The sequence below is a fragment of the Streptomyces sp. AC602_WCS936 genome (assembly GCF_019049125.1).
Lineage (GTDB): Bacteria > Actinomycetota > Actinomycetes > Streptomycetales > Streptomycetaceae > Streptomyces.
On sequence record NZ_JAGMUF010000097.1, the window covers coordinates 1 to 232 of the forward strand.

1 protein-coding gene is annotated in these 232 nt (G+C 73.7%); it reads right to left on the reverse strand.

Features of this window, described 5'->3' with window-relative positions; all coding sequences use genetic code 11:
* The coding region (locus tag KUM03_RS29195; protein WP_217253143.1) for a substrate-binding domain-containing protein at window positions 1-232 on the reverse strand (232 nt) is incomplete at both ends.

Here is a 232-nt window from a genome sequence, read left to right on the forward strand (position 1 = left end):
TCGGTGCCCTGGATCTGGGCGCAGAGGAGGTCGACGGCGGCGCGTCCCATGGCCTCGATGGGCTGGCGGACGGTGGTGAGCGGGGGTTCGGTGCAGGTCATGAAGGCGGAGTCGTCGTAGCCGACGACGGAGATGTCGTGGGGGACGGCCAGTCCGCGGCGGCGGGCGGCGCGTACGGCGCCGAGGGCGAGGGGGTCGCTGGCGCAGATGATGCCGGTGACGCCGCGGTCGA